Here is a 25,950-nt window from a genome sequence, read left to right on the forward strand (position 1 = left end):
TTTAAAGGCTTCTATTTTATACGCGGTGAGCCAAAAATTGTACAAAAAACAAGCACAAGAGGCGTTTCCAAAGATACGCTACGGAATGTCCGGTATTTAGCCATCTGATTTATTGTTGTCGTGCAATTGTATGGAGTATCCTTACATATCAGAGATATTTGTACTGCAGGTGAGAGATGGACGCTATCAGGAAAGTGCTTTATGTAGAAGATGACACCAGCATCAGGGATGTTTTTACTGAATACCTGCAGCGACGTTTTACCACAGTGATTACTGCCGTTGATGGCGAGGATGGGTTATCCCGGTTTATTACCGAACAGCCTGATCTGGTGATTACGGATATCAGAATGCCGGGGATGAATGGTGTTGAGCTGATCCACGCCATTAGGAAGGTTAATGCACAGACCCCCTTGATTGTACTCAGTGCTTATGCCGATCAGGATTTTCTGACCGATAGTATTCAAAGCCAGATAGCAGGCTATCTGTTAAAGCCCATTGATGAAGACGCCTTTCAGGCTCTTCTGGACAAACTGCTCGCCCCCAATCAATCCATTGAAGAGTCTGAGTCGGTCAAAGGACTAGTGACTCAGGAAACCTTCGCTGCCAGCAAGCCGAATGATCTGCCAGATATACCCAGTGCCGCAGTCCAGGAAGGGTTGATGATTGTTGGGATCGGTGCCAGTGCCGGAGGCCTGGAAGCATTAAATGCGATGGTGGCCGGATTACCGGAAAAAAACAACACCGCTTACCTGATTGCCCAGCACCTGAGTCCGACGCATAAGACCATGCTGGTGGATCTGCTCAGCCGCACGACTGACTTATCTGTACGTGATGCTGAACACGGTTTAACGGTTCAGCCAGATGTGATTTATGTCACGCCACCCAATAAAAATATCGAACTGACCAGCAATAATACGATTATTTTAAAGGCCCCTGAGAAATATTCATTCTTTCCAAGACCTTCGGTTAATCAGCTATTTCTATCACTGGCTGAGCAGAAGAAAGACCGTGCCGTCGGAGTTATCTTATCGGGTACTGGTTCCGATGGGGCGCAGGGGATGCGTGCCATTAACGCCTCCGGCGGCGTAACCATCGTGCAGAATCCGGACTCTGCAAAGTACGATGGTATGCCACTGGCAACCATCAATGGTTGTAGCGTCGATATGGTGATCGAACCAGGGAAGATCGGTGAAGAGCTGGTGGCATTAGCCAATTTCCCCCGGCAAAGAGTGCTACAAAAATATCAGGAGAAATCAGACAATGATGATATCTCCACGGTATTTCGCTTGCTGTATCAGTATAAAAAAGTCGATTTCTCGGTTTATAAAAAGAATACGATTGCCCGCCGGATTGAGCGGCGTATGCTCACATTGAAACTCACCTCATTAGGTGAATATATCGAGTATTTGCAGAAACACGATAATGAAGTCGTGATGCTCTATAACGATATCCTGATTGGCGTGACCAGCTTTTTCCGGGATAAAGAGTCCTTTGAAGCACTGGAAGAGGCTTTAGAACAGTATCTGGCTAAACGTCCGGATATGGATGAGTTCAGAATATGGATTCCGGGTACGTCTACCGGAGAAGAAGCTTACTCCATTATTATCACGCTGAAAAAGTTGTTAAAAGGCCGGGATACCGTGATTCGCGCCTTTGCCACTGATATCGATGAAGACGCACTGAGAATTGCCCGTCGGGGCGGTTACAGCGAAGCCTCGGTCAGCGAAATTTCGGTACCGGATATCCAGAGCTACTTCAATATTCGTGACAGTGAGTTTGAGGTTAAAAAGCCGATTCGTGAGTCTGTGGTTTTCTCTTTTCACAACCTACTGGCCGACCCGCCGTTTAAAAATATCGATCTGGTGGTTTGTCGTAATCTGCTGATTTACTTCACCCTGGAAGCACAGCGCCACATTATGCCTTTGCTGCACTATGCGCTAAAGGATCATGGTTTATTGTTTCTGGGAAAATCAGAAAATGTCACTGGTTTTGAGCATCTTTTTGCCTCCCAGAATCGCAATCATAAGGTGTTCCGTCAGGTTCCGGCGATAAAAAGAGAGTTTAATCTCTCACTGGCTCCTCCTGTTTATAGCTTAAATAAGATTGCAGAGGTGAAGCGGGAAGAAACCATTAAAAGTGTGCCGGTTCACTTAAAAGCGGTGGAAGAAGCAGCCAGGCTGATCTTACCCAATCTGGTTGTGGTCAATGAACAATACGATATCGTCTATAAAAAAGGCGAAATACGCTACCTGTCTTTTCAGGATGGTTATGTCAGCTATAACCTGTTCAAAATGATCGACCCCAGGCTGGCCATTGATGTGCGCAAAGCCTTAACGGACAGTAAAGATCAACAGACGGCTATTTCTACTCCCTATGTTTCATTGTCCTCGGAAGAGAAAGGACAGAGCTTCCTGCGGATCTCTGTTATTCCTCTGGTTCATCACCGACAGGAGCTGTATGTACTCTATTTTTCTGAGATTGCTGAAGAAGAACTGCCCCAGCTAAGCTTTATTCAAGCCGAAGGAGAGGCACCAGCAGATAAGCAAATTCTACTGGAGCTGCAACGCACCCGTGAGCATATGCATACCCTGGTTGAAGAGCTGGAAACCAGCAATGAAGAGCTTCAATCCACCAATGAAGAACTACAAAGCTCTAACGAAGAGCTGCAATCCACCAATGAAGAGCTGGAAACCAGTAATGAAGAGCTGCAATCCACTAATGAAGAGTTACAAACCGCATACAGTGAATTAAGACAGCTCTATGAGAACAATAACGAGATTAAAGAGGAGCTGTCCTCATTAAGCAAACGCTATGAGCGTGTGCTCGACAGCATCAGTGATGGGGTGTCTGTTGCGACTTTAGACGGTACGTTTATCCGAACAAATCAGACCATTCAGTTGATGACCGGTATCAAGGGAGATGCCTTGTTGACACGCAGCTGGTCTGATCTTTTGACCTCATTTCCAACTGACTGGAAAGGCCGAAGCGAGAAACTAATTAATCGTGGTCGCTTTGGTCCCTATCAGGGCAAACTGATTAACGGCGATGGCGACGAAATCATCGTGAGTATTCGGGATTACCTGGTGGAAGATGAGCGCGGTGTACAACTGGTCTGGAGTTTTGTCTCGGATGTCTCTGCAGAAATAAAAGCTAAACATGCGCTGGAGCTAAGCGAACAGAAATACCGGGGTATTTTTAATAATGCCAATGTGGGCATCGCTAAGGTAGCGTTTAATGGTACCTGGGTCGAGGTGAACTCTAAGCTGTGTGAGCTACTCGGCTATGACTCGGAAGAATTAAAAAATCTGCCCTTTCAAAAAATCACACATCCGGAAGACCAGAGCAAAGAGCAGACGCTCATGAAAGAGCTGGTCGAAGGGGGCAGAGACAGCTATAAGCTGGACAAACGCTATATCTGTAAAGATGGCACGGTACTGTGGGCAAAGGTTTCTGTAGCCGTCGTTAAGAATGACCTCAACCAGCCGGAGTTTCTGGCCAAAGTCGTTGAAGATATCAGCCAGATAAAGAAGGTGATGAATAGCCTGGAACAGGCTCAGGTAGTATTTAACGCTACCCAGGAGGCGATCATGGTAACGGATGAGGAGGCAAATATTCTCAGTGTCAATGATTCATTTGAAAGTATCACAGGTTATAGTTCAGAAGATGCCATCGGTCAGTCCGCCTCCATTTTAAAATCCGGCAAACACCCGAAGCTTTTTTACGATGAAATGTGGCGTTTAGTTAAAAAGACAGGCTTCTGGTCTGGCGAGGTGATCAATCGTTCTAAGTCAGGTGATTATTACCCCAGTTTTCTGAACATCACTTCAGTAAAAGACAATAAAGGCAAAATTATTCAGTATGTCGGGGTTTTAACCGATATCTCACTGATTAAGGAGTCTCAGGAGAAGATCGATTATCTGGCCAATCATGACACCCTGACGGGCTTACCAAACCGTGCTTTACTGAAAGATCGGCTGGAAAATGCGCTGGATCGGGCTAAGCGGCATGGCAGTAACCTGGCGATGATGTTTGTTGACCTGGATCGCTTTAAAGTGATTAACGACGGCCTGGGTCATCAGGTTGGTGATGATGTTCTGGTTGAAATCTCCCGTCGTTTTAAAAACATGCTGCGAGACCTGGATACCGTGGCTCGAATTGGCGGTGATGAGTTTGTTATTTTACTGGATAACCTGAGTTCGCCGATCTATGCCGGTAATGTGGCACAGAAGTTAATTGACGCCGCATCAAAACCGATCACCTCCGGTGAGCATACTGTGCATGTGGGTTGCAGTATCGGTATCAGTATCTACCCGAATGATGGCATTGATATTGATGAACTTTTTCGTCTGGCCGATATTGCTATGTACGAGGCCAAAGAAGGCGGCAGAAACACTTATCGTTTCACGAATTCCGAGCTGTCTTCCAACGCTTTCGAGAAGATTACTCTGGAAAGTGCCATCCGGGATGGGCTGAAGCATGATGAGTTTGAAGTACATTATCAGCCTATCTATGATCTTAAAAGTAATCAGGCTGTGCACTATGAGGCTCTGATTCGCTGGAATCACCCGAAACTGGGCCTGGTGATGCCGGGTAAATTTATTCCTGTGGCGGAAGAAAGTGATCTGATTGTCGCTATTTCGGAATATGTGGTTTTTGAGTCCCTGCAAGCGGTTAAACAGCTTTCCGCTGCCCAGGGGCGTGATGTTAAAGTCGCGATCAACTTCTCGGTGAAGGACTTTGAGAGCCGGGAGCTGTTTACCAAGTTCAAACAGTACCTGAAACAGAGTGGATTGCAGGCCTCATCGATTGTACTTGAGCTGACGGAACGGATGTTTGTTAAAGGAGACAGCCGTCAGAAACAGCTGTTTGAACGTTATGAGCAGCTGGGTGTGGAGATTGCGATTGATGACTTTGGTACCGGTTATTCTAATCTGAACTCCTTAAGCAGCATGGAGTTTGATTATCTGAAGATTGACCGCAGCTTTGTTGATGGCATAGGACGGGAAAAAACTGCTGAAGAGCTGGTGAAAGCCACGATCGCAATCGCTAAGGCTCTGGGTCATAAAACCATTGCCGAGGGTATTGAGCAGCCGGAACAGCTGAAATTTCTGCTGGATAATGGCTGTGACTTTGGCCAGGGCTATCTGATGCATATGCCCTGTTCCCTGAGCGAGTATTTGCAAAATACGATAGAGATATCACGGGAACCCTGATTGTCTGTATTCTCAATGCTGTGCGCCTGGCATCCCTCTATTTTCTGTCAGCTCTTCAGGAAATAGAGGATCAGGAATATAGAGGGGCAGGAAATAGAATGAGGCAGGGAATACGTAACCCAGCATCATGCGCTGGGCTATGAAGGAAGAGGCAGGCTAATGGTCAGAGCTGTGCCATTCGGAAAGCCGTGTGCTTCGAGCTTGCCTGTCATATTCTTTTCAATAATGATTTTACTCATGTACAGCCCAATCCCCGTCCCTTTTCCTTCAGGCTTAGTCGTAAAGTAAGGTTCAAAAATCCGATCAATGATCTGTTCCGAAATACCACTGCCGTTATCTTCCACGATAACAAGCGCTTTTTGATGATTTTTATCCCGTATAATACTGATACTGATTCTGCCCTGATGAGCCTCCGTATCCTGCCGTTCAACAACGGCATCTTTGGCGTTATTGATCAGGTTGATAACAACCTGGATAAACTCATTTTTAAAGCCCATCACCTGCAGCTGTCTTTCAGGAGCTAAAAGTTCCGGGGCTTCGAGCAGCACAATATCCTCATGATCAACCAGACGAATGGCCAGATCAATGCCGCAGTTGTTGAGTTGAACCTGTGTCATTTTTATAGCAGATAGTGTCGCACGAATAATACAGAATGGGGCCGGTGTTTTTGCAGGAGCAAAAAAGTTGCGAAAGTCATCAATGGTTTCAGACAGAAAGTTAAGATGACTATAAGCCTGTCTGACCTGCTTATCCATATATTCAGGGGTCAGCTGGTGATGCTGATAGGTATCTTTCAGATTCAGCAGCAGTACACCTATAGCGGTTAACGGTTGACGCCATTGGTGTGCGATTGCTCCCAGCATCTCACCCATAGCAGCCATTTTGGACTGTTGAATCAATAACTGCTCTTTCTCCTGGGCGTTTTCCTCAAGGGTGACTTCTCGACTAATATCCTGAAGAATGCCTATAGCCAGAGGTTCATCGTTATCTGTCATCATGACAGAGAAATAAAATAAAACATGAATATCACTCTGGTCCTGACGGCACAGTTTTTTCCTTATGGAGAAATGGGTAATCTCTCGTTCCGCTATTTGCCTGAGATACTCCGTCTGCGTCTGAACATCGGTATCTGAGCTGAAATCATTAATATGCTGGCAATTAAATGACTCGGCGTCATAGCCCAGCATTTGAGGAAACTGTTCATTATACTCAACGACGCTGCCATCAAGCTTAGTGAATAAGATGGCCAGACCAGAATTCTGATAGATCGCCCGGAGCCTGGACAGGGTAAGATGTTGGGCGTATTCCTGCTCTTCCAGCTCCTGGGTGCGCTGTCGAACCGTTTTTCTTAACCACTCCCGTTCCTGGGCTTTTAGCAGTAATCTCTGATAAAGCACAACCGATATAAGAGCTATCAAAAGCAGAAGCAGGGATACTCCACCAATTTTATTTCTTGCATGTTCACCAGAGGCGCTCAGGGTTGTTTTATCCACCAGCGCAACGACTTTCCAGAAGTCTTTATCATCATAATGAAAGCGGCCTGAATCACCCTGCAAAGCTATCGCGGCATGCAAACCTTCTTGCTCAGGAATCACTGTCTGGAAATACCAGAAATTACCGTTCTCTTCGATAGCATCTTGTTGCAGATGAAGCATCTGTGACCAAAGCAGCGGGAATTGATCTGAAAATCGATGCTGATGTTCCAGCAGAAACCCCCAGCTTTTACCCGGCTCCTGGTTGTATAGCCAATATCCTTCCTGGTTTAACAGCATCAACTCACCCTGCCAATCCCCGGCAGCCTGGGTGAATGCTTGTAATAAAAAGTCTGCGGAATAATTAATAATCAGAATGCCTTTACTCTCTCCCTGACTATTAAATAAACGGGTTGCAAAACGCATTTCGGGATGTATGGGCCTTTCTATCCTTCCTTCCTCAATATTCAGGTCCATCGGTGAGACATATATTGCCCCGGCGGGCAGATCGATTGTGTTTCTGAAATAGTAGCGGTGGGCTTTATTTTGCAGTTCCTCTGCGGAAATAACCTCAAGCTGGCTGCCTCTGTAATTCACCCTGACTTTCTCAGTCCCTGAGTTACTGAGCCAGCGTATCTGGCCGTAAACCTTATGGGTATGGGCAAATGAAGAAAAATCTGTCGTTAAACGGGAAATAGCATCTGGCGAATCATTATCCAGGGCTTGCTTCAGGGAGGTTAACTGAGACAGTGTAATCAGGTCTTTTCCAATACCTTGCAATGTGCCGGAAATGGCAGCGGAAACCAGTGCTACCTGGGTCTCAGCCTGGTGCTTCAGCCTGCTTGTTTCCCGTTCATACTCACCACGATAGGTATAATAACCACCACCAAAGATCAATATAAATATGGGAAAATAAAGTGTCAGTATCAATGATGCGCTGGACAGCTTTCCTTTCTTCATAGTCTCTCAGTGAAGGCTCAAGTTGTCATCTTCCGGGGTTTACCGGCCAGGCTGGCCGGTAAACAGGGCGTTGCTATAAATCGGTTAATTGGCTATTGGTGCCAGTTCCGGGTCAACAGGCGGTTCTAACACGGCAGCAATCTCCAGGTCGTCAGTAAAAGAGCCAACCTGATCGACGATATCACCGGCATTCTCACTGAAGCGGGCAATATGAAATAGTGCTTCACCTTCATGAACCAGAGGCAGGTTCACGCGACCAATAACGACCCCCTCACAAGAAGCACAGACCTCAATCTCAGACTCGCCAAGGGGGTCTGCTACAATTGCAATGACGCTGCCTACTGTCGTTCTTGCACCCAGTGGAATCAGTGTCCTTAAAATACCACTGGCCGGTGAACGTATCCACATCGAGTTCAGTGCTACGGTGCTCTCCTGCTCTGTTTTACGTGCAACTCGTCGAATCATCCCCAGATGCCTCATAACATTGACGATGCCATTTTTACCCGCGCGTATGCAGACCTCATCGAAGCGCAGAGCTTCCCCTGCTTCATACAGAATCACAGGAATACCTAATGCCTCAGCGGACTTTCTGAAAGTGCCCTCTTTCGGAGATGAGTGCAATATAATTGGCAGGCCAAATGCTTTTGCCATCTGTTGGCAGGGTTCGTTATCAGGATCAAAGCGAATCTGCGGCAGATTCGACCGATGCCGGGCGCCGGTGTGAAGGTCAATGGCAAAATCCACATGGGACACAATCTCGGTCAGGAAGGTATTCGCCAATCGAGCCGCGAGAGAACCTTTCGGAGAACCCGGAAAACTCCTATTCAGATCACGGCCATCAGGTAAATAGCGATTGTGATCCAGAAAACCATGAATGTTCACGATAGGCACCACAATCAGAGTACCTGACAGCTGTCCAAGTTGCTTCAGCTTTAGCAAACGGCGAATAATTTCAACGCCGTTAATCTCGTCACCATGAATCGCTGCAGAGACCAAAAGAACCGGACCAGGTTTACGACCATGAATAACCCTGACGGTTAAACCAATCTCATTATTAGTAATCATGGCAGCAACCGGGATATTCAGTGTCTTACGTTCACCAGGCTGAATAATGGTACCTGCTATTGTAATCGGTTCCGCTTTTTTCATCTCTTGTGTCCCTGAAGCCCAGAAAAATAATTAACAACAGGTTTTGATTAACCTTTGCCCTTGGTTCGGGTGTTGTTTGGCTTAGCATTAGTTTCTACAAATTCAACAATCATACTAGCAATATCTTTGCCGGTAGACTTTTCGATGCCTTCCAGTCCAGGGGATGAGTTGACTTCCATCACCAGCGGGCCTCTGTTTGAGCGCAGGATATCTACACCGGCTACATTTAATCCCATACACTGTGCCGCTTTAACCGCCGTAGCTCTTTCCTCGGGGGTTAACTTCGTTAATGCTGCTGTACCGCCACGGTGCAGATTGGAACGGAACTCACCTTCAGCTGCCGTACGCTCCATAGCCGCCACTACTTTTTTCCCTACGACCAGACAGCGCACATCTGAACCACCAGCTTCCTTGATAAACTCCTGAATCAGGAAGTCTGCTTTCAGTTCACGAAACGCATCAATCACACTCTCTGCTGCTTTATTGGTTTCAGCCAGTACGACACCTTTACCCTGAGTACCCTCTGTTAATTTAATGACCAGAGGAGCGCCGCCTACCAGAGTAATCAGATCCTTTGTGTTATCGACACTGTGGGCAAACCCTGTTTTTGGCATGCCGACGCCTTTGCGGGACAGTAGCTGTAAAGAGCGCAATTTATCCCTGGAACGCCCCAGTGCTATTGATTCCGTTAAGGTATAGGCACCCATCATTTCAAACTGACGAATCACTGATAAACCGTATTGAGTAACTGATGCCCCAATGCGAGGAATAATGGCATCAAAACCTTCCAGCTTTTCGCCGTGATACCAAACGGCAGGTGAAGATGAGGTGATATCCATATAGCACTTTAAAGTATCAATGACCCGAACTTCGTGACCACGGCTTTCAACGGCTTCTACGAGGCGTCTTGTGGAGTATAATCTTTTGTTACGGGACAAAATTCCAATTTTCATTACTGTTCCTCTTTATTTAATGAGTTTTTACGATCGGCTTTTGTTGAGCATGGGACAAGTCACAATCAACGACAAAGTGCTCTCTCAGAGCAGTACGTCCCAATAGCATTCTGTAAGCCATTTTTTCCCGATTGGTCAGCGTAAGCTCGGCCATAAACCGGGTATCACCCACCACAAATTCAGTCTCAATCACAAAGCGTGCTTCAATATGTCCGCCGGAGTCGCTGACATTGCGCACCTCTTTTACAGGAGCCTGGGCTATAATTTCTGGCGTTTGCTTTTTTCTGACAGGGTGCAAACCAAAACGTACCCATTCACGTCCATCCTCCCCGGTAAAAGGCTCAATAAAAAAAGTGTGCAGTGCTGAGGTTTTTGCCCCGCTATCCACTTTGGCAATCACCTGTTCAATACCTAAGTCAGGAAACGCTACGTATTCACGCCAACCCACTGTTTTTTTTATCATACTCAGAAGCCTGTTTTAGTCTGAAGAAGCATCTTTGCTCTGGTCACCCGGCTCAGTTCTATCATAATCACCATCTTTATGCTTTGATTCAGGGGATTGATAGTTCCGGGTTTGTTTATACCAGTACGCCATAAAATCCTCGGTGATCTTTTGCTCAATCGCAACAGCTTCAGGCGTTGGACAGAAGAAGCTGATCATGAAGACATTTTTGGCGGTGCTATTAGTACAGACACGTACGCCATACTCATTCATATTCAGCTCAACGCCGAGCTTCTTTTCAATCAGAGCACCATATCGCTCTGCTACCTGCCTGAAAGGAGAGCTATAAAACTCAATGCGCTGCATTAAAAACTGCCTGGCTGCACGTATATCAATAGGATCCGCTTCTCTGACCAGCTCAAAACTATGAGTGATATAGCGACGCATAAAGTTCAGATTGCGTACGGCAGTGGTTGAAAAATGATGATTTGGAATCACTACCGTCCGTCCGGTATAACCATAGCTTTTTCCTTCCAGGTCCACTTCTAAAAGTGTGGTCGTTAACCAGTCACTGCTGACGACCTCACCATGCACTGTGCCAATCTGAATCCAGTCGCCTACTGCAAATGCCCGGCTACCAGCAATATAAAGGGCGCCCAGAAAGCTTTGGATCTGTTCCCTTGTTGCTACAACCAGAGCCACGGCAAAAGCAGCGATAGAAAGAGCAATAAACCTCAGTTCTGACAGCCAGATTACAATCAGAGCAATAATCGTGAACAGACTGGTCAGGTTGTTAACCACGTTGATCCAGCGTTTCGGATCAATATCATCACCTTTGCGGAATTTCTTAATTAAGCGAACACAGGACCAGCGCAGCATTAAGAATAAAATCAGTACTAAGAAAGATGCCAGCCACTTATTGTCATGCACCGTTAGCCAAATAATTTCTTTATCCAATGTCTTTGTCTCTGAAAATATTTATTAAAAAGCCGGGTGTTAATCAGACTCTTTTACAATTTTTTCGGTTATCCCTATCCACAGCGGGCTTACCAATAATGTCAGCGAAATAACACTTAATGCAAGCTGGTAACCAAAATCACTAATCATCTCTGCCTGGAAGCCTACCGCTGCCAGCACAAAGCTGAACTCACCAATTTGTGATAGCAGGGCACCGGTCAGGACACTTTCTCTCCAGGAATACGCCGCCCCTTTCAATATCAGAGTGTTAATCAGTGTTTTAGCCATCAGAGCCAAGACAACCAGCGCCAGAACTACCAGTAGGTTGTGTGTCAAAAACTCCAGATTCAACAATAAACCTACAGAGACAAAAAACAGCGCCACAAACACGACTTTTAAAGATTCCAGGGTATGGTGCACCCACTGAGTTTCTTTTGCCGCGCCAATCAACATACCCGCAAGGAAAGCCCCTAAAGCAGTCGAAAGTTCAAACCAGCCCGAAATCAGCGCAAAGCCTGAGCATACTCCCAGTGCGGCAAATACCTGTAGCTCTTTATCACCTTTAAGCCATTGTCCTAAAGGCAGGTGAACCTGTCTGGCTTTCACCAGAAAAGTAAACAAGGCTATGGCTAACAATGTCCCCAGAGACTGTTTAATTATAGTGTAGTCAGAAACTTCCCCAGCCCCCAGAACACCCAGCACAATCAGCATCGGAATCAACGCAAGATCCTGAGCCAGAAGAATACTCAAAGCCCCTTGTCCGATTCGACTACCCATCAGACCTTTATCTTGTAAGAGTTGAATCACAACCGCTGTACTACTCAGACTAATGACAAAAGCAATCAGTAAAATTCGCTCAAATGGCCAGGTCAGAAAATGCCCTAACACAAAAACCAGAACAAAACTCGATACTATCTGTAACCCGGTTCCGATCAATGCTAAACGCCAGTTTCTGGCCAGTTGTCTGGCATCGGTTTCCATGCCGACAAAAAACAATAGCAAAACAACTCCCATAGCCCCGAGTCGATTCATTAAATCGGCATCGTTCACCAGACCAATTCCCCACGGCCCCAATGTAATACCTGCAATCAGATAAGCAATAACATGAGGTTGCTTCAGAATTTTAAGTACTAAAGCCACGATGAGTATCAGTAAGGTAATACCCACAATATTGGGCATTGCCGGGTCCATATGCATTTTTTATATACACCTATGAGCAGCGAAACAGAAGTATTTCATTTATCTTTAATCAGCGTGGAAGCATAGCTTTAACCCTATGCTATAGATACTTTGTCTCAGGTTTTAAATGTTGATTTTTAGTCCGCTTTTAAAAGAGCGCGCTTTTTATAATGCAAAATAGGTTGGGTCAATGTATTTTTATTTAAAAGATAAAAATATTTTTTATTTGTTACAACACGATTCATTATTAAGACACCATGCTTATGACAAATAATTACGAAGATGCCTTAATTCATGGCTATCGCTTTGATAGAAAAGGTAAAACAGAGCAGATTGGCTTAGATTCAGCAGGCCCGGAGTCTGCTGCAGATAGCTTTATCTGGTTGCACTTTGATCTCAATGCTTCGGGTACTACCGATTGGTTGAAGCAATATTCTCAATTGGAGCCTCTTATGGTTGAGGCGATGATTGCTGAAGATACTCGCCCCAGGTGCCTGCCGGCTGATGCAGGAATCCTGCTTATTCTGAGAGGGGTTAATCTTAATCCGGGGCAGGATGCGGATGACATGATCTCAATTCGTCTATGGATAGAGCATAACCGTGTTATAAGTGTCCGGCGCAGAAAGCTCAGCTCTATACAGGGGCTCCGAGAGCAGATTCAGAGGCAGCAGCCGCCAAAATCTTCTACTGAACTCATTGTTGATCTTTGTGATCATATGATCTGGGATATTGGTGCGACGGTTGAGCATTATGAAGAGCAGCTGGCTGAGCTGGAAGATTATGTGCTAAATACTGCTCATGGCAATGTACGCCATGAACTACAAACGATAAGGCGACAATTGATTACATTACAGCGTTACCTTGCACCGCAAAGAGAAGCCTTAAATCATTTGTTGACGGAAAAGATTGATTGGATCGAAAAAAACCAGAAGAAAAGATTAAGAGAGATCAGTGATCGCCTGGTGAGATACCTGGAAGACTTGTCAGCGATGAAGGAAAGAAGTGCTGTGGTACAGCAGGAGTTATCTAATCAACTGGCAGAGAAGGCTAACGCCAGAGTCTATTTGTTATCGATCATTACCGCGATTTTCCTGCCAATCAGTTTTATCACAGGGCTGCTGGGAATTAATGTTGCGGGTTTACCTGGTCTGGATAATCCGCAGGCTTTTAAAAGTGTCGTCATAGTGCTTATCGCAATTGTCATTGTGCAGGTCTGCATCATGCGTTGGAAAAAGTGGCTGTAAAGCCACATTCTTTTTCTCCCCTCTACAAATTGCACCCATCATCTTGCTATTAATTCATCCTGCTAAGTACTTTTTCCTCTCGATATATAAAAATGGGTTGTAGTTCTGGTCTATTACACATCACATATTATTTATAAAAAGCTAAAAATCATTTAAAAACAGTGTGTTATGTGTGCATTGTGATTTAATCAGAAACAAAACGACAGTAAGTATTTTCAAAAAACATAAATAAATCATTTGAACACGAAATGTTCGTGATGTAATAATAAAGGGGCAATCATCACACTTATATGGAGGATTTATGTGTGGCTTAGCCGGGATTATAGCCCGGAAAACCAATATCGAACCGGGCGCAATCATCGAACAAATGACAGACACCATGCGCCAGAGAGGACCTGATGCGAAAGGAGTATTAGTCAGGAATAATACTGCACTTGGTCACCGCAGATTACAGATTATTGATCTGTCTGATCAGGGGCAACAACCTATGGCTGACCCGGAACTTGGCCTGGATGTGGCTTTCAATGGCTGTATCTACAACTTTCAGGAAATAAGGCAGGCGCTGAGGGAAAAGGGTTATCGATTCTTTTCTGTCAGCGATACCGAGGTCATTGGTAAAGCCTACCATGCCTGGGGCAAGGAGTGCTTCAAACGCTTTAATGGCATGTTCGCCATCGCAATCAATGACTGGCGTAACAATGAGCTGATACTGACGCGTGACCGCTTAGGCATCAAGCCTCTGTACTATTCCGATACCGATCAGGCTCTGCTTTTTGCATCAACCACACACGCGATTCTGGCTTCAGGGTTAATCACACCAGAACTGGATCCTGCCGCCCTTAACTTCTATATGAGCTTCCACTCGGTCGTCCCTGCACCCAGAACGCTGTTAAAAGAGATTAAAAAAGTAGAACCGGGCACTTATCAGGTCTGGCGTGATGGACAGAAACTGCAGGAAATTCGATGGTGGCAGTTGTCCAATAAACAATTGCCATCGGATAAAGGGATGTCCGCTGAGGATTGGAAAGAAGCCTTGCTATTCAGGCTGCATAGAGCTGTTGAACGTCGTGCTATTGCGGATGTTCCTGTTGGGGTGCTGTTATCTGGCGGTGTGGACTCCAGCCTGATTACCGGTTTACTGGCCCAATACTCCGCGCAGCCACTGCATACCTACTCTATTGGCTTTGAAGCGTCAGGAGGTGAGCGTGGTGATGAGTTTGAATACTCAGACCTGATTGCTAAACATTTTGGCACCGAACACCATAAGATTGAGATCCCTTCCCACGAGCTGTTAAAGCATCTGCCCGAGAGCTTTAAAGCGATGTCTGAGCCTATGGTGAGTTACGACAATATCGCTTTCTGGCTCCTGTCACGGGAAGTATCGAAAGACATGAAGGTGGTGCAATCTGGCCAGGGGGCTGATGAAGTCTTCGGTGGCTATCACTGGTATCCACCGCTAATGTCGCAGCAAGCCGATGCCGGGACTTACTGCCAGTACTTTATGGATCAGAACTTCGAGCGTTATCAGCAGATGGTGCAGTCCCGCTGGGTGGAGCAGGATTATGCCGGTGATTTTGTGCGTGATCATTTCGCTTCCGGTATCTCAGATAGCACCATTAACAGTGCGCTGCAGTTGGATACCACGGTGATGCTGACCGAAGATCCGGTTAAGCGCGTCGACAATATGACCATGGCCTGGGGGCTGGAAGCCCGTGTGCCTTTCCTCGATCACGAAGTTGTTGAACTGGCTGCTCGAATGCCCCCTGAACTGAAGGTTAAGAATGATGGGAAATGGATTCTGAAAGAGGCCGCCCGTCAGGTAATTCCTGATGCAGTGATTGATCGTCCCAAGGGCTATTTCCCGGTACCCGCACTGAAGTATATCGAAGGCCCTTATCTGGAGATGGTACGAGATACTCTGAACAGCACAGCCTGTCGTGAACGGGGCCTTTTTCAGTCTCACTATATCGATACCCTGCTGGATAATCCAAAAGAGCATCTGACGCCTTTGCGTGGCTCACGCCTCTGGCAGGTGGCTTTACTGGAACTTTGGCTACAAACCCATCAGATATAAGGAGTGTGAACATGCAAACGGGTCATGAGTTTCCCAAACGCGAAACAACCATGGATATTACCGGCATGGTCTCCCTGAAACACTGGGGGGAGCGACCTAGCCAGGCGAAGCCTTGCGCTAATATGAACCGTCAGGTGGACTGTGGCTGGGGTAACCTGATCTTCAGTCAGACCTTTAATAAGGATACACAACTGACGGAAGTGCTGCGGGATGAGACCCACGGTCAGCGTAATATTGCCCTTTACGTCAGAAACCCGCAGGTACTGGTAGCCCAGTACCCACAGGAACTGTTTCTGGACCCTTCACTGACTTATCGTCTGGACTTAAGTGCGAGCATTCGTCCCGATATCCCAAAAGGTTTGATCATTGAACCTGCGGCTGTTGCGGATGAATACGCTATTAACCGCATCTATAAGAGCCGCCATATGATACCCGTGCGGGAAGGCTACCTATCCAGCCTTGATGCTAATGACAGTGTGATCATGCTGGTGGCAAGGGAAACAGGCAACGGAGATATCGTTGGAGTGATCACAGGAGTGGATCATCAGCAGGCGTTTAACGATCCTGATAACGGCTCCAGCCTATGGGCTTTGGCAACAGATTCTCAAACCAGCTGGAGCGGTTTGGGCAAAGCCCTGATTCAGGCGTTGGCAGCCCACTTTAAATCCCAGGGGCGCAGCTTTATGGATCTGTCCGTGATGCACGATAACCATCAGGCGATTGCACTGTATGAGCACCTGGGCTTTAAAGCGATTCCGGTGTACTGCATCAAAAATCGCAATGCGGTTAACGAGAAGCTTTATACCGGCCAGCAACCGCCACAAACGTTAAATATTTATGCCCGTATTATTATCGAAGAAGCCTGTCGCAGAGGCATCGCGGTGGATATACAGGATGCGGAACAGGGCTTTTTCAGCTTGTCTCTGGGGGGCAGAACTATTCACTGTCGGGAATCCCTGACCGACCTGACCAGTGCTGTGGCGATGAGTTTGTGCAGTGATAAAGCGGTAACACATCGCGTACTCAATAAAATCGGCTTATCTGTACCGAAGCAGATTACTCCTGAGAATAGTGGTGATTTGCTGGACTTCCTCCACCAACACCAGCGTTTAGTGATTAAACCTGCCAATGGTGAGCAGGGCGATCATGTATTTGTCGATTTAAGCGATGAAGGTTCTGTACTGGATGCCTGGAAACAGGTGTGTTCGACAGGTGATACGGCTATCGCCGAACAGTTTGTTGAAGGTCAGGATCTGAGAATTGTTGTGATCAATTATCAGGTGGTGGCGGCTTCTGTACGTATTCCTGCTCGCATTACAGGCAATGGCCAGAATGATATTCAAACGCTGATTGAAAAACAGAGCCATCGTCGCTCCAGGGCCACTGGTGGAGAAAGCTATATCCCTCTGGATAGCGAAACCTTGCGCTGTATTGCCGACGCAGGATTTTCACTGGGCGATACCTTGCCTTGTGGTCAGACCCTGACGGTGCGTAAGACGGCGAATCTGCATACCGGTGGCACCATGACCGATGTGACGCAGAAACTGCACCCTCAGCTTGTCGATGCCGCTGAAAAAGCCGCGAAGGCACTGAATATTCCAGTGGTTGGGCTGGATATGATGGTCGACGCCCCGGATAAACCCGTTTATCACATTATTGAAGCCAATGAACGACCAGGATTAGCCAACCATGAACCTCAGCCTACAGCAGAAAGGTTGGTTGATCTGCTGTTTCCACAAACACAGCCATCCTGAGAGGTGTCGTTATGCAAGCATTAACCATTGATCAGGATTATCTTAAGAATACCCTGATGTCTCTGTTAACCATCCCCAGTCCCGCCGGCATGACCGACAGTGTGGTGCAGTGGGTTTGCCATGAGCTGGAAAATCTGGGCATTGAATATGAACTGACCCGTCGCGGCGCTATTCGGGCTAATCTGTATGGTCGACAGAACAGTCCTGATCGGGCGATTGCGGCCCATTTGGACACCCTGGGTGCTATCGTTCGAAAATATAAAGCCAATGGCCGCCTGGAGATCGCTTCTATTGGCACCTGGCCTGCGCGCTCCGCTGAAGGCGCCCGTGTGACCGTATTCACCGAAAGTGGCCGCACCTATCGGGGCACCATACTGCCGAAAAAAGCCTCTGGTCATACTTACGGCAGTGAAGTGGATAAACAGGAAGCCAGTTGGAACAATCTTGAACTACGTCTGGATCATACATTGTCCTGCGCTGAAGATCTCGAAGCCGCAGGGATCAATGTTGGTGATATTATCGCTGTAGACCCTCAGCCAGAGTTCTGCGCTAACGGTTTCTGGGTATCCCGTTTTCTGGATGATAAAGCCGGCGCTGCCGCTCTGCTGGCCGCGGCTAAAGCGATCAAAGAGCATAATCAGCCACTGGAGATGGATTGCCATCTGCTGTTTACCATCTCGGAAGAGGTCGGTGTTGGTGCATCCCATATATTACATGGCGATGTGGCTGAGTTGCTGGCGGTAGATAACGGCACCATCGCCCCTGAACAAAACACTTCAGAGTATGGCGTGACCATTGCGATGCAGGACTCCAGTGGCCCCTTTGACCGCCACTTAACTCATCATCTGATAAACCTGTGTAAAGAACACCGCCTGGAATTCAGCCGGGATGTATTTCGCTATTATCGCAGTGATGCCGCGGCAGCATTGGAAGCGGGTAGCGATATCCGTACGGGACTGATCTGTTTTGCTCTGGATGCCTCTCATGGTTATGAGCGCACCCATCAGTCTTCAGTGGCAACGGTTGCTCAGTTGCTGACTCTGTATATGCAATCCGGCCCCCTGTTTCATCGTGATGAACATGCTCTGGGTCCCCTGAAAGACTTCCCCATTAAAGATATATAGTTTCTTGATGAGCTTTCAGGCGACCACTATACAACACAAAGTTACATAAAAACGGTTGAATTGCTGCTGTTCTCTTCAGCTGGAAAGCGTTGAGAACAGCAGAACATTATTTATGTATACTGAGCTTTTCCAGATATGACTATAATTTGATCATCACGGATCAGTTGATCTCCAGGCAACTCTGCTCATGATCTCAAAGTTATCTCTGCCACACGCTTAATTAAGCTTTCCCGGCCAGGGCTTTTAGAAAATGGATCAATATGAAAAATGACAATCAGCAGCTTGAAGAGATTATTACAATCGAATCAGGCTCACTGTCTCTAAGAGAAATCAGTCATATCACTTCAACCCCGGAAAGACTGCAGTTCTACGAAAAAAAGTACCCTGACATCCTGTACTCAACCCTTCTTATGTCTCTCACACATGAGTCTTACACAGAAGCACAGGCTAAACGTTTATGGTCCGGGATCAGACAGCATATGGATAAGCTAAACAATATCCTTCAAAGAGATGTCGGTCTCAGCGTCGCCACACTTGATTATTTAACCAATTGTTCTGAGCACCTGTCGGCTCCTAAAATCATCGAGCAGGATAAAAGTGATTTTGTAAGTCGGGCAGCAACGATTGATGAGCTTACAGGCCTTTATATCCGTGATGTTTTCGATGTTATGATCAAAACAAGCATTGGGAATGCTATACATAACAACACACCTCTATGCCTGTTAATGATCGATATCGATGATTTTAAGCAGGTTAATGATAATTATGGCCATATGACCGGAGATAAAGTGCTGGCAGAATTAGGCGCCTGTCTGAAGCAGTCTATCCGGGAATCAGACATGGCAATTCGCTATGGAGGTGAGGAGCTTTCGGTCATTATGCCTGAAACAAAGGAGAAAAATGCATCTAAAGTAGGCGAGCGTATCCGTAAACAGGTTGAACAGTTAGAATTTGATGGATTTTCTGTAACCGTCAGTATTGGTTTAGGTTCGTTAAATAAAGTATGCAGGACTCCAGAAACATTAATATCGGCTGCAGATGAAGCATTATATGAAGCTAAACATAATGGCAAAAACCAGCTAATAATTTCTCAATGCGCAATACGGGAAAATTGACTCATTTACCCTGAGATATAAATCTGCAGGGGTTCTGACAATACAGCATTTAAGAGAGCAGAGTGCCAGCAAACGGTATTGTAAATCTTAGCCTGAACCAGTCTTGGTGTATGCATGCCTCCATAAGCAGCCCGATTACCACAAGCCGAATAGGATTATCCTGGCCAGGTATTCACCAGCTTATCCGTTGGCAGATAAATTAATAATGTTGTCAATAAGGGCGATAAAGCAACGACCAAACCTCTGGCGCGAGGTCTGGTCATATTAGTCATTTCTTCTGGGTACTCAGAGCTGTACCCGGATCCCTCCCGGTTGGGTGAGTGCCTCATTCTAAGTTGATTTTTTCTCTGTCTCAGCAGGTTTGTTCTGAGTCGCATCCTTGTCAGTAACAGACAGTTTCTGAGGATGCCACTGAATCAGATTGACCAGTTGTCGGTAGTCTGATTCTGACAGAAGAAAGCTGTAATCCGACTGTTCGGGTGTCAGATAATACGTATTATCCTGTTCTGATAAATTCAGTTGAAGATCATTTTTACCCTTAGCCGACAGAGTTAATGAAAGTGCTGATGATGTCATAGGCAGAGTATCTGCCAGTCCCTCAATGGTGAGCCCTGAAAGCTGTTCGGCAAACTGCTCTGCCTGATTCTGCAAAGCGTTCTCATCCAGTGCTGCGATCTGACCTTTTGTCAGCTGCCAATAGCCCTGCTGTTTCTCTAAACTGAACCGGTCCGTGGTGATCTCCTCTTTCTGTTTAACCTGGTTATTCTGCCCGTCCGCTTCGTTGTTATCCGAGTGGCTATCTGAGCGGCTATTCGATTCACCCGCGTTCCTTTCATCAAGGCGTACTTATGATGTCGTCCGAAAAATAGAGTCGCTGGGAAAATGGTATCGTTCAGAAAGTGACGTCGCTCGGAAATTTGATAAGAGGTTGTTTAACGAATAGCCGCACAGGGCAAAAAAGGGGGGCGGTAAGCCCCCCAAACGACTTGTCAGTAAAGGTCTGTAAAGACTAAAAAATGCAGGACTATTCGCTTACAACACGGGAAGGCAAGGTTTTACTACCCCCAATCGTTGTGGGCGGGTAAAGCGGAAGCCTCCTCATCTTTTGGTGCATCGGTCACCATCACTTCGGTGGTTAACATCAGGCCAGCGATTGAGCCTGCGTGTTGCAGTGCTGAGCGGGTCACTTTAGCCGGGTCGATAATGCCCATCTCCAGCATATCGCCATAGACTTCGGTCTGTGCGTTAAAGCCGTGAGTGGTGGAGTCCGCGCTGCGTACTTTTTCCAGTACCACACTGGCTTCCAGACCGGCGTTGGTAATGATCTGACGGAAAGGCTCTTCCATCGCACGCAGAGCAATTTTCGCCCCGACTTCCTGATCCCGGTTTTGCAATGCCAGATTATCGAGCTGGATATTCTGGGCAATGCGCACCAGACTAACACCGCCGCCCGGTACGATACCTTCTTCCAGAGCCGCCCGGGTGGCGTGCAGGGCATCATCCACCAGATCTTTTTTCTCTTTCATCTCCACTTCTGTGGCGGCACCCACTTTGACAACGGCGACACCGCCCGCCAGTTTTGCAACGCGTTCCTGCAGTTTTTCCTTATCGTAATCGGAGCTGGTTTGATCGATTTCGCGACGAATCTGCTCAACACGGGCCTCGATGTCGCTTGCTTCACCGGCACCGTCTACCAGGGTGGTATGGTCCTTAGTGATCACGCAGCGTTTGGCCTGCCCCAGATGTTCCAGGGTAGTGGTTTCCAGGCTCATACCGGTTTCTTCACTGATAACCGTTGCGCCGGTCAATACCGCAATATCTTCCAGCATCGCTTTGCGGCGATCACCAAAGCCAGGGGCTTTAACCGCAGCGGCTTTAAGGACTCCGCGCAGGTTATTCACCACCAGTGTGGACAGGGCTTCCCCTTCGATATCCTCCGCGATCAACAGTAAGGGCTTCCCTTCTTTGGCCACCGTTTCCAGTACCGGCAGCAGATCCCGGATGGCGCTGATCTTCTTGTCGTAGAGCAGGATCAGGGGATTATCCAGCTCCGTCAGCATCTTATCCTGATTATTAATGAAATAAGGGGACAGATAACCACGGTCAAACTGCATCCCTTCCACGACATCCAGTTCGTTGTGCAGGGATTTACCTTCCTCAACGGTAATCACACCATCACGGCCCGCTTTCTCCATCGCTTCGGCCAGAATATCACCGATATCGGTATTCCAGTTGGCAGAAACGGTCGCCACCTGACGAATGGAATTAGCATCGTCACAAGGTTTGGATAGCTGTTTCAGCTCATCGACGGAGGCTTTGACCACGGCATCAATACCGCGTTTCAGATCCATAGGGTTCATGCCGGCAGCAATAGACTTGTGCCCTTCCCGTACCAGAGCCTGAGCCAGTACCGTCGCAGTTGTGGTGCCATCGCCCGCAACATCAGCGGTTTTAGATGACACCTCTTTAACCATCTGGGCACCCATGTTTTCGAACTTATCTTTCAGTTCGATCTCTTTAGCCACGGATACACCATCTTTTGTAATACGAGGGGCACCAAACCCTTTGTCCAGTACGACATTGCGTCCTTTTGGACCCAGGGTGGCTTTTACTGCATCGGCTAGTACATTGACGCCGGTTAACATGCGTTCACGGGCTTCAGATGAAAAGGTTACAGCTTTAGCACTCATGCGGCTTTCTCCTCTGTCGCTGACCATTCAACAACGGCCAGAATGTCTGACTCTTTCATTACCAGTAATTCTTCACCATTCAGTTGAATTTTGGAGCCTGCGTATTGACCAAAAATCACCTGATCTCCCACACTGACCGCGAGAGGGCGACGTTCCCCCTGCTCTGTCAGCAGGCCGTCACCGACAGCTACGATTTCGCCCTGAGCAGGCTGCTCAGCGGCGGCGTCTGGAATGATAATGCCACTTTCCGTGGTGGTTTCAGCTTCTAATCGACGCACAACCACACGGTCATAGAGAGGTTTAATCGACATTAAACAGATCTCCTATAATGAGGTTTAATCAGAAACAAAACAGGGTCAGATCCTGTCAAAATCGCTAGATAGGGTCACTGAAAAGAGTTTCAAGACTTTTTCTGAAAAAAATTTAAAAAAATTATCTGGCGATAAAAGTCATGGAATACAGCAGGTTAAACTGAACCCATAAACTTTTTCTGTATTGATTTGTCGATTGGTTCAGAGGTATACCGAAAATACGAAATACCTGTTTATGCTTGAATATGCGTATTTGGAGGTGCTTTATGGCTTCATCTTCCATTATTCAGAAAACATCACTCAGTGCTTATTTTCATGAGCAGTTAATACATTTTGGCGGTGGGCTTAAACCTCAGCCTCATGAAGATACCCTCTGGTATCTGGGTGAGATGCTTGCCCGTTTGGGAGACAGTCGACAGCTGTTTGCCTATCAGGATGGTGAATACGGTCTCAGGCCTCTGGCGCTGCTGTATCAGGATGCCTTAAATAGTGAGCGTATGTGGCAGCGCTGCTTAATTCTGCGCCAGTTAGGCGATCTGTCACTGTTTATGTCAGCATTGTTCCCTGAAGTTTTTGCCCGTAAGGGCCTGGGTAAAGACTACCTCAGTGGTATGGGCGGCGGGGCTTATGAATATCTGGCGGATCATGATCATCATGCCCCCCACATATATCTGGAGCTTTCCAGTGCTTTTGAGGAGATGATTGCGCTGGTTGCTCAGGTATGCAGTCGAAACACCCTATCTGATACGGATAATGTGATTGCGATTTATCAGCAATGGCAGAAGACTAAAGAACCAGGGCTGGCAAACAAGTTAAGGGTTCTGGGCATTGATGTGGATCATATGGGATCTCACCATTGATTTTCTGATCAGTAGCCCTTACACCCTATAGTGTTATCAGTGCACTAAGCATCGTACTTGTATGCGCTACACCTGAGTGACAACGCCGAAAAGGGGAAAGAGTAAAAGTAATCCTTTCGGGCATGTATCAGGTGGGCAGAGGGGGTACTATGAATCAGTTCAATGTGAAAAAGCATCAGCGGCGCAATACGCTGCATACTCTGGTGTCAGTGTGCTCGATGTCGTTGTTACTGGCATTCAGTGTTTATCTGTTATTCGGCTGGAGCTTCTGGCTGTGTCTGTTGGTTGTCAGTGCAGTTCTGGTGACCACTCTGCGACTGTTGCCCACGCACTGGACATTGCGGATCTATAATGCTCGTCGGTTGAGCTATCAGGAGGCACCTGAGTTGTATCGTGTCGCTCAGATATTGTCTCAGCGTGCAGGACTTAACCGGGTGCCTGAGTTGTACTGGATACCCAGTCGTATGTTGAATGCCTTTTCTGTGGGCGATGAAGCCCGCTCTGGTGTGGGCTTAACTTACGGGCTGCTGAACACCCTGACCCAACGTGAACTGGCCGGGGTGATGGCCCATGAGATCAGTCATATTGCCCATAATGATACTCGCTTGATGACCTTAGCCGACATGATCAGCCGGTTAAACTATCTACTGGCGCTGGCGGCCTGTGTGATGACGCTGCTATTAACGCCGATGGTGCTGGCAGGATTAGTGGATTTGTCTCTGCTAGCCCTGTTGCTGTTAGTGTTAATCCCCTGGTTGTCGGGAATGTTGCAGATGAAACTGTCCCGAACCCGTGAGTTTTCCGCTGATCTGCAGGCTGTTCATCTGACAGGTGATCCGGTAGGACTTGCTTCTGCTCTGGCAAAAATAGATATGGGTGGTCGCAAGGGATGGCAGCGGATACTTCCAGGCTACCAACAATCACAGCCGTCTTTACTACGCTCTCATCCTGCAACTGAAGAACGAATTCGTGTGCTGAGACAACTTGAAACACCCTGGGCTTCCCATGTAAAGGTGGGGGCAGTTTATGACCACCCCCGATTGAGCAGAGTCAATATCTGAGCGTGCGATTTTAGTGCCTCGGATGCCTGCACTGATACCAGAATCGAAAGCGGCGTCCAGGCTACCTTGTATCGCAGGATTGATTTCCCGCTATTTCAGATGAGCCTGTGCTGCTGTTTGTATTTATCTGTTGCTGATTTGTAAGGTCGCTGTGGTGTTTCCAGATCAGCGGCCTGCCTTTATCTCAGTCCAGGTACGATTACGTATTTTGGCCACTTTAGGATTTTCTTCCATGCTGATAAACAGATTGTCGCGTACCGATTGTGCCGGATAGATAGCCGGATCGTTAGCGATTTCCGGGTTGATCAGAGCGGTTGAGGCAGGATTCGGATTGGCGTACCAGACGTAATCTGTGATCTCTGCAATCACTTCAGGGCGCATCAGATAATTGATAAATTTATGGGCGTTTTCAGCATTTTTAGCATCTGCCGGGATTAGCAGCATATCAAACCACATTTCACTGCCTTCTTTTGGGATGCTGTAAACGACTTCTACACCATTGCCAGCTTCTTCAGCCCGTGCCGATGCCTGGAAAATATCACCGGAAAAACCGACTGCGACACAGATATCACCATTGGCCAGATCATTGGTGTACTGAGATGAGGTGAACTGTTTGATATAAGGGCGCACCGCTTTCAGTGTTTTGGTGGCAGGGCTATTGGATTTAAAATGCTGACGCCCACGAGCATTGGGGTCTTCCCCGTTGTAGATCAGGGCGAATGGGAACATTTCATCGGAGGAGTCCAGGAAAGTGACGCCACACTCTGCCAGCTTTTTCATGTTTTCCGGATTAAATACCAGATCCCAGCTGTTCAGTGGGGCGTTATCTCCCAGCACTTCTGCTACCAGCTCAGGATTGTAGCCAATACCTGTTGTACCCCACAGATAAGGTACGCCGTACTGATTGCCGGGGTCTTTATTCTCCAGCATAGCCATCAGTTCAGGGTCCATATTTTTCAGATTGGGCAGTAAGGCCTTGTCCAGCTTGCGGAAAATACCAGCTTTGATCTGTAATGACATAAAGTGTGAGGTGGGAACAACCAGATCATAACCGGTATTGCCTGCCAGCAATTTGGCTTCCAGTGTTTCATTACTGTCATAGACATCGTAATTGACTTTAATACCGGTTTCTTTCTCAAAGCGGGCGATGGTGTCCTCTCCGATATAATCTGACCAGTTATAAAAATTCAGTATTTCCTGTGCCCAGCTTGCCGGAGCCCAGGCAGCCATGCTCAGAGCAGCGGTTGCTGCCAGTTTTTTTAAATGGGATGACATCGCTGTTGTCATTGTTGTAGCCTCTCGTCAATGTTTATAAGCACGGAACATAAGTATTGTTATACAGGCTTGCCTGCAGCCGGATACGGCAGATACTGGCAGCAAGGTTATGCTCAG

Annotated in this window: 18 protein-coding genes; 8 read left to right on the top strand and 10 right to left on the bottom strand. The window is 47.1% G+C overall.

Annotated elements, in window-relative coordinates; genetic code table 11:
• Positions 1-176 precede the first annotated feature (176 nt).
• Positions 177-5,213: an EAL domain-containing protein gene (locus H4O21_RS14755; RefSeq protein ID WP_182809641.1), complete on the top strand. Its 5,037-nt coding sequence runs from the start codon at positions 177-179 to the stop codon at positions 5,211-5,213.
• Between the two features lie 137 nt (positions 5,214-5,350).
• On the opposite strand, the gene H4O21_RS14760 is transcribed toward H4O21_RS14755, so the two are convergent.
• The 6 genes from H4O21_RS14760 to H4O21_RS14785 form a co-directional block, all read right to left on the bottom strand.
• Positions 5,351-7,645 (bottom strand): sensor histidine kinase, encoded by a 2,295-nt coding sequence (locus H4O21_RS14760; RefSeq protein WP_182809642.1) that lies wholly within the window; start codon positions 7,643-7,645, stop codon positions 5,351-5,353.
• A gap of 84 nt (positions 7,646-7,729) precedes the next feature.
• The gene (locus H4O21_RS14765; RefSeq protein ID WP_182809643.1) at positions 7,730-8,794 is read right to left on the bottom strand and encodes a succinylglutamate desuccinylase/aspartoacylase family protein; all 1,065 of its coding nucleotides are present in this window, start codon (positions 8,792-8,794) and stop codon (positions 7,730-7,732) included.
• 47 nt (positions 8,795-8,841) lie between these two features.
• The gene (gene rimK, locus H4O21_RS14770) at positions 8,842-9,747 is read right to left on the bottom strand and encodes a 30S ribosomal protein S6--L-glutamate ligase (RefSeq protein ID WP_182809644.1); all 906 of its coding nucleotides are present in this window, start codon (positions 9,745-9,747) and stop codon (positions 8,842-8,844) included.
• A gap of 16 nt (positions 9,748-9,763) precedes the next feature.
• On the bottom strand, positions 9,764-10,210 hold the full coding sequence (locus H4O21_RS14775) for an ATP-dependent zinc protease family protein (RefSeq protein ID WP_182809645.1): 447 nt from the start codon (positions 10,208-10,210) through the stop codon (positions 9,764-9,766).
• A gap of 15 nt (positions 10,211-10,225) precedes the next feature.
• Complete coding sequence (locus H4O21_RS14780; protein WP_182809646.1) at positions 10,226-11,146, bottom strand: mechanosensitive ion channel family protein; 921 nt, start codon at positions 11,144-11,146, stop codon at positions 10,226-10,228.
• 39 nt (positions 11,147-11,185) lie between these two features.
• Positions 11,186-12,325: a cation:proton antiporter domain-containing protein gene (locus H4O21_RS14785; RefSeq protein ID WP_182809647.1), complete on the bottom strand. Its 1,140-nt coding sequence runs from the start codon at positions 12,323-12,325 to the stop codon at positions 11,186-11,188.
• Between the two features lie 263 nt (positions 12,326-12,588).
• On the opposite strand from H4O21_RS14785, the gene H4O21_RS14790 reads away from it, so the two are divergent.
• From H4O21_RS14790 to H4O21_RS14810, 5 genes are all read left to right on the top strand, one after another.
• Positions 12,589-13,569: a zinc transporter ZntB gene (locus H4O21_RS14790; protein WP_182809648.1), complete on the top strand. Its 981-nt coding sequence runs from the start codon at positions 12,589-12,591 to the stop codon at positions 13,567-13,569.
• 301 nt (positions 13,570-13,870) lie between these two features.
• Complete coding sequence (locus H4O21_RS14795; RefSeq protein ID WP_182809649.1) at positions 13,871-15,643, top strand: N-acetylglutaminylglutamine amidotransferase; 1,773 nt, start codon at positions 13,871-13,873, stop codon at positions 15,641-15,643.
• Between the two features lie 11 nt (positions 15,644-15,654).
• Positions 15,655-17,397 (top strand): N-acetylglutaminylglutamine synthetase, encoded by a 1,743-nt coding sequence (ngg, locus tag H4O21_RS14800; protein WP_182809650.1) that lies wholly within the window; start codon positions 15,655-15,657, stop codon positions 17,395-17,397.
• Between the two features lie 11 nt (positions 17,398-17,408).
• Complete coding sequence (locus H4O21_RS14805; RefSeq protein WP_182809651.1) at positions 17,409-18,521, top strand: osmoprotectant NAGGN system M42 family peptidase; 1,113 nt, start codon at positions 17,409-17,411, stop codon at positions 18,519-18,521.
• Positions 18,522-18,781: 260 nt separating this feature from the next.
• Complete coding sequence (locus tag H4O21_RS14810; RefSeq protein WP_182809652.1) at positions 18,782-19,636, top strand: GGDEF domain-containing protein; 855 nt, start codon at positions 18,782-18,784, stop codon at positions 19,634-19,636.
• Positions 19,637-19,966: 330 nt separating this feature from the next.
• Here H4O21_RS14810 and H4O21_RS14815 read toward each other — a convergent pair whose 3' ends face one another.
• The 3 genes from H4O21_RS14815 to H4O21_RS14825 form a co-directional block, all read right to left on the bottom strand.
• Positions 19,967-20,287, bottom strand: a complete 321-nt coding sequence (locus tag H4O21_RS14815; RefSeq protein ID WP_182809653.1) for a hypothetical protein — start codon at positions 20,285-20,287, stop codon at positions 19,967-19,969.
• A 407-nt stretch (positions 20,288-20,694) separates the two neighbouring features.
• Positions 20,695-22,326 (bottom strand): chaperonin GroEL, encoded by a 1,632-nt coding sequence (groL, locus tag H4O21_RS14820; protein ID WP_182809654.1) that lies wholly within the window; start codon positions 22,324-22,326, stop codon positions 20,695-20,697.
• Positions 22,323-22,637, bottom strand: a complete 315-nt coding sequence (locus H4O21_RS14825; protein ID WP_182809655.1) for a co-chaperone GroES — start codon at positions 22,635-22,637, stop codon at positions 22,323-22,325. Before H4O21_RS14825 ends, groL begins: the two co-directional genes overlap by 4 nt.
• Before the next feature lie 266 nt (positions 22,638-22,903).
• Between H4O21_RS14825 and H4O21_RS14830 the strand changes: the two genes are divergently transcribed.
• The gene (locus H4O21_RS14830; protein WP_182809656.1) at positions 22,904-23,497 is read left to right on the top strand and encodes a hypothetical protein; all 594 of its coding nucleotides are present in this window, start codon (positions 22,904-22,906) and stop codon (positions 23,495-23,497) included.
• 149 nt (positions 23,498-23,646) lie between these two features.
• Positions 23,647-24,558 carry a zinc metalloprotease HtpX gene (locus H4O21_RS14835; protein WP_182809657.1) on the top strand — a complete coding sequence of 304 codons (912 nt, stop codon included), beginning with the start codon at positions 23,647-23,649 and terminating at the stop codon, positions 24,556-24,558.
• Positions 24,559-24,723: 165 nt separating this feature from the next.
• Here H4O21_RS14835 and H4O21_RS14840 read toward each other — a convergent pair whose 3' ends face one another.
• Entirely contained in the window at positions 24,724-25,845 is a 1,122-nt protein-coding gene (locus H4O21_RS14840) for a polyamine ABC transporter substrate-binding protein (RefSeq protein ID WP_255487318.1), read from the bottom strand.
• Positions 25,846-25,950 lie beyond the last annotated feature (105 nt).

Origin of the sequence: Oceanospirillum sediminis, from assembly GCF_014164585.1 — a bacterium.
Lineage (GTDB): Bacteria > Pseudomonadota > Gammaproteobacteria > Pseudomonadales > Halomonadaceae > Oceanospirillum > Oceanospirillum sediminis.